This window comes from Synechococcus sp. H55.9, assembly GCF_047462355.1.
Taxonomy (GTDB): domain Bacteria; phylum Cyanobacteriota; class Cyanobacteriia; order Thermostichales; family Thermostichaceae; genus Thermostichus.
This window is the reverse complement of sequence record NZ_JANSJB010000004.1, coordinates 3,993-8,144: the sequence shown is the minus strand read 5'-3', so window position 1 is coordinate 8,144 and position 4,152 is coordinate 3,993. Positions and strand designations below refer to the sequence as shown.

Sequence of the window (4,152 nt, the reverse complement as noted above, 5' to 3'; positions counted from 1 at the left end):
GACAAAGAGCGGCAAGTGCGAGAGATTGCCGACGGCCTCTGGCAGAAGTGTCCAGCTTGCGACGCTCTCACCTACAGCAAAGATCTGCAGCAGAACTGGCAGGTTTGTCCAAGCTGTGGCTACCACCATCGCATCACAGCCCCGCAGCGGCTGGAGCAGCTTTTGGATCCCGGCTCCTGGCAGCCCCTCGACGAGCACCTGGCCCCCACCGATCCGCTGCACTTTTTCGACCAAAAGCCCTACGCCGAGCGCCTGGCCGCCTACCAGGAGCGCACCCAGCTCAAGGATGCCGTCCTGACCGGGTTGGGCACTCTGGAAGGGATCCCGGTGGCGATGGGCGTGATGGATTTTCGCTTTATGGGCGGCAGCATGGGCTCGGTCGTAGGCGAGAAGATTACCCGTCTCACCGAACGCGCCACCTGCGATCACCTACCCCTGATCCTTTTTTCGGCCTCTGGGGGAGCCCGCATGCAGGAAGGGATCCTCAGCCTGATGCAGATGGCCAAAACGGCAGCCGCTCTGCAAAGGCACCGCGAAGCCGGCCAGTTGTTTATCTCCGTGCTTACCCATCCCACCTATGGGGGGGTGACCGCCAGCTTTGCCATGCTGGGAGACTTGATCCTGGCCGAGCCAGGCGCCCAGGTGGGGTTTGCCGGGCCCAACGTTATTGAGCAAACCATCGGCAAGGGCAAGCTTCCCGAAGGCTTCCAGACTGCCGAGTACCTGCTGGCCCAGGGGCTTATCGACGCAATTGTGCCGCGAACCGAGCTGCGCAAGCGCTTGGCCCAGTTGCTGGCCATGCACCGACCCCGCTTGCACATGTCCCTTGCCGCGTTCGATTCGACTTACGCCCTCGATCCCGCCAGGATCTGAGACGGGAAGTAAAGGTTGGATCCCTCTGTCTGCAGGCGGAGCAGTTAGCTCCCCTCTCCCTTTGGGAGAGGGGCCGGGGGTGAGGGACTGCTCCCTGGCTGAAGAGGAAGGGAGGGTAGCTGCCTCAACGGCACAGCGCGCCTAGATCCGGCAGACAATCTCAACCAGTGGGAAGTTGCCATGGCAAAGAAGGATACCCTCTCTGTTTGCAGAAGAGGGATTTTCTGCCGAGGGGGTCATAGCAGCAACCGATGGTGCTAAGGTGGGGCATGAGGTCTTGACTGGAAGCAATGGATTTTAAGCTGCGCATCCGTACCGCCAAAACTCCGCAAGGGCAACAACTGGCGATTGTGCCGTTGGAAGGTCGCTTTGACGCCAAGGTCGCTTCCGAAGTGCGGCAGTTGCTGCAGCAGGTTTTGGATTTTGGTTACCACAACCTGTTGATCGACATGTCGGCGGTTACTTTTATGGATAGCTCCGGCCTGGGGGTGCTGATCTCGGCCTTGCGCAAGTGCCGGACTGCCGGCGGCAACCTCAGCCTCTGTTGCGTTCCGGAAAGCGTCGCCCTCGTCCTCAGCCTCACCTCGATGGAGAAGGTCTTGACCTGTTTTGACGACCTGGAGACGGCCATCGCCAACTTCTCCACCGCTTCCTCTGCTCGCTAGGCCGACATTTTGAGTTGCTGCGATGCCCTGCCTACACCTCTGACTTTGTTCCCAGGATCTGTTGAGGATGCTCAGCCATGACCCAGGCTGGCCTCGATACCTTTCAGCTCCTTTACCAGCACCACCGTGGCCCCAGCTTTTGCGAGCGCATGCTGGCTACTGCTCCTGGCCGCTTCAATGAGACCTTTTGGCAGTTTTGGCAGCAGCATGTTGAGCCCTGCTTGCCCGCTGCGCCCTGCCTGCTGGATCTGGGAACGGGGCCGGGGTATGTCCTCCGGCAGTGGGCCCAGCGCTACCCCGGCGGACATTTCATTGGCGTAGATCTAATGCCCTACATGTTGGAGCGGGCAGCGGCAGACTTGAAAGGCGTCCCTGGCCTTCAACTGCTGCAGGCCGATCTCCACGATCCCCATTTGCCCCTGCCAGATTGCAGCGTTGACGCGGCTCAGGCGGTGGTGGTGATCCACGAGATGGTGCAGCCGGTGCGCCTGTTGCAAGCGGTGCGGCGTCTGCTCAAGCCAGGGGGGCGGTTTTTGCTGGTGGACTGGGTGCGCGCCCCACTTAGCCTCTACTTCGATGCGGCCACAGAAGCCCAACTGTTTCAGATGGAAACATCCCTAGACACCTTGGTGGATCAGTTTACCCACTTCTACGAGCACAACCGCTTCAGCGCTGAGGATCTAGCCTGGCTGTTGGAGAAGGTTGGCTTGAGAGTGGTGGCGCAAGAGCTCTACGGGCAAAATCGCTTTGTGCGCCTTGTGGCGGAAAAGCCCTAGAGGACTTCAGGGATCCGCCGCTCGGCCTGCACCTGGGCAAACACCTGCACCTCGGTGCTCATTTTGCGCAGTTGGCGGGCCAACTTAATGGCCTTGTCGCGGGGGAGAGGGGGGCTCACCACCGCCGGCAGGCAGCGCAACAGCGGCTTCAGGGCCGTCTTGGGCAGCCGCGCATAAAACGCCAAGGTGGAGAGGATCTCGTCTTCAAAGTAGGGGTTGCGGTATTCCAAAAGCCGCACTTGATAGAGTTCCGGCGGCAGAGGGCGTCCCTGGGCCAGGCGAATCAGGGATCCCACCGTCCCCATCACGTATAGACGATCCCCCCGCTTCAACAGGGTCTCGCCCTCTTTCTGCCAGATCTTGGGAAAAACACAGGGCCGGCCCGGTCGGGAGTGATGCAGCAAGATCGCCAGGTCGTAATCCTGGGCCAGTTGCCGTAGGGATAGCCCCAGGTAAGGGTCATGGGCCGAGACCTCCAGCAGCGTCACCAGCAGCGTTTCCCCGTCCCAAGTCAAGGTGCCGTAAACGGATCCCACCAACGCTGCCGTAGCAAAAGCCCGCGCCCCCAGGGCCGTGGTGCTGTAGCTGGTTCCCAGCGTCTGCAGATGCCGCTGCATCCGCGCCGCCAGCTCAGGATCCGTGACCCGCAAAATGGTGCGGATCCCAGGTTGCAGGCTGTGGGCGGTCAGGGCGGTCTCGAGGTTGGTGAGATCGTCAGGCGTCGTGCAGATCAAAGAGCGGCTGCTTTGGATGCGAGCCTGTTGCAGCGTGCTGGCCAAGGCGTAGTTGCCCCGGATCACCACCGCCCCCTCCCGTTCCGTCGCCGCCAGCAGGGGATTGTCGCTGTCGGGCTCCACAACCACCACCTCATAGCCCATTTGCCGCAACAACTGCAGCACCAAGTAGCTCAGCCGTCCCAACCCCGCGATCACCACGTGATCCGCTTTGGGCATACGGGCGGCCCGGCCCAAGCCAAAGCGGCTGCTCACCAACTTGTCGGTCACCAATCCGTAGATCAACCCCACCAGGGCAGCCCCCACCAAGGTCATGACCACCGCCACCACCTTCACCCCTAGAGGGGTCTCCGCCTGCTGAAAAGCCTCGATGTCCCCATACCCCCCCGTCAACACCACGATGGTCAGCAACAGCCCGTCAACCACGGATTTGCCGATAGCTCTAAAGTTAAGGATCCCCAGCACCAGCATGGCTCCCAAGGTGAAGGTGAGGGTGCGCACGATGGGCTTGACCTGCAGCAGTCCCTGCAGGCTTCTGCGCAGCCAAGATAGGAGCTGCCTGAACGAGTTGCCTCGCTGTTGTTGTCGTTTGTCTTGCACCTGTCCGCTGGCCCAGCGTTGTGCCCGCGAAGAGCCGCGCCGCCCGTTGCGCTCCAACAGGTGCAGATAGGATCTGGGGTCGCAGATCACCAAAATGCGATCCCCCTCCAGCAGCTCTGCCTCGTGGTCGAAATCGTCGAAAACCCGAGACTCGGAAAAGTCGGACAGCCCGTCCACCGGGTAGTGAAACAGCACCCGCGCCCGAAAGGTTTCCTCCAGTTCCGAGAGGGGCATGTGCAGCAGACGGGAGTTGTAGCCGATGGTCAGCTCCACCACGTTCCAGAGGGTGGTCTCTTGGGGAGCGCCAAAATAAAGCGGATTCACCAGCTCCGGCGGCAGCGTGGCCGGCTGAGCCTCTAACTGGGGCAGCTCGAAGTAGCCGACAAATTCGTCCGAGACAGCTTTCAGAGCAAAGGCCGGCGCAGCCAAGGCAGCCACCGACAGGGAAAAATGCTGCGGCAAAATCGAGTCCAGGTAGCGGGCAAGGCCGGTGTTAAACAGACG

4 protein-coding genes are annotated in these 4,152 nt (G+C 61.3%); 3 read left to right on the top strand and 1 reads right to left on the bottom strand.

Annotated elements, in window-relative coordinates:
• The 3 genes from accD to NW857_RS01075 all read left to right on the top strand — a co-directional run.
• Nucleotides 1–873 (top strand): acetyl-CoA carboxylase, carboxyltransferase subunit beta (gene accD / locus NW857_RS01085; RefSeq protein ID WP_414367744.1); only part of this gene is annotated, 873 nt, incomplete at its 5' end.
• A gap of 290 nt (nucleotides 874–1,163) precedes the next feature.
• Entirely contained in the window at nucleotides 1,164–1,538 is a 375-nt protein-coding gene (locus NW857_RS01080) for an STAS domain-containing protein (RefSeq protein ID WP_414367743.1), read from the top strand.
• Between the two features lie 77 nt (nucleotides 1,539–1,615).
• A complete protein-coding gene (locus NW857_RS01075) occupies nucleotides 1,616–2,314 on the top strand; it encodes a class I SAM-dependent methyltransferase (protein ID WP_414333075.1) in 699 nt (232 codons plus the stop codon).
• Here NW857_RS01075 and NW857_RS01070 read toward each other — a convergent pair.
• Nucleotides 2,311–4,152: NAD-binding protein (locus NW857_RS01070; RefSeq protein WP_414367742.1), on the bottom strand; the 1,842-nt coding region annotated here is incomplete at its 5' end. The two genes, NW857_RS01075 and NW857_RS01070, sit on opposite strands and share 4 nt — an antisense overlap.

What these genes read in the sequence shown, in the direction of transcription:
- NW857_RS01075 (WP_414333075.1), top strand. Translation starts at nt 1,616, where the DNA reads ATGACCCAGGCTGGCCTCGATACCTTTCAGCTCCTTTACCAGCACCAC.
- NW857_RS01080 (WP_414367743.1), top strand. Translation starts at nt 1,164, where the DNA reads ATGGATTTTAAGCTGCGCATCCGTACCGCCAAAACTCCGCAAGGGCAA.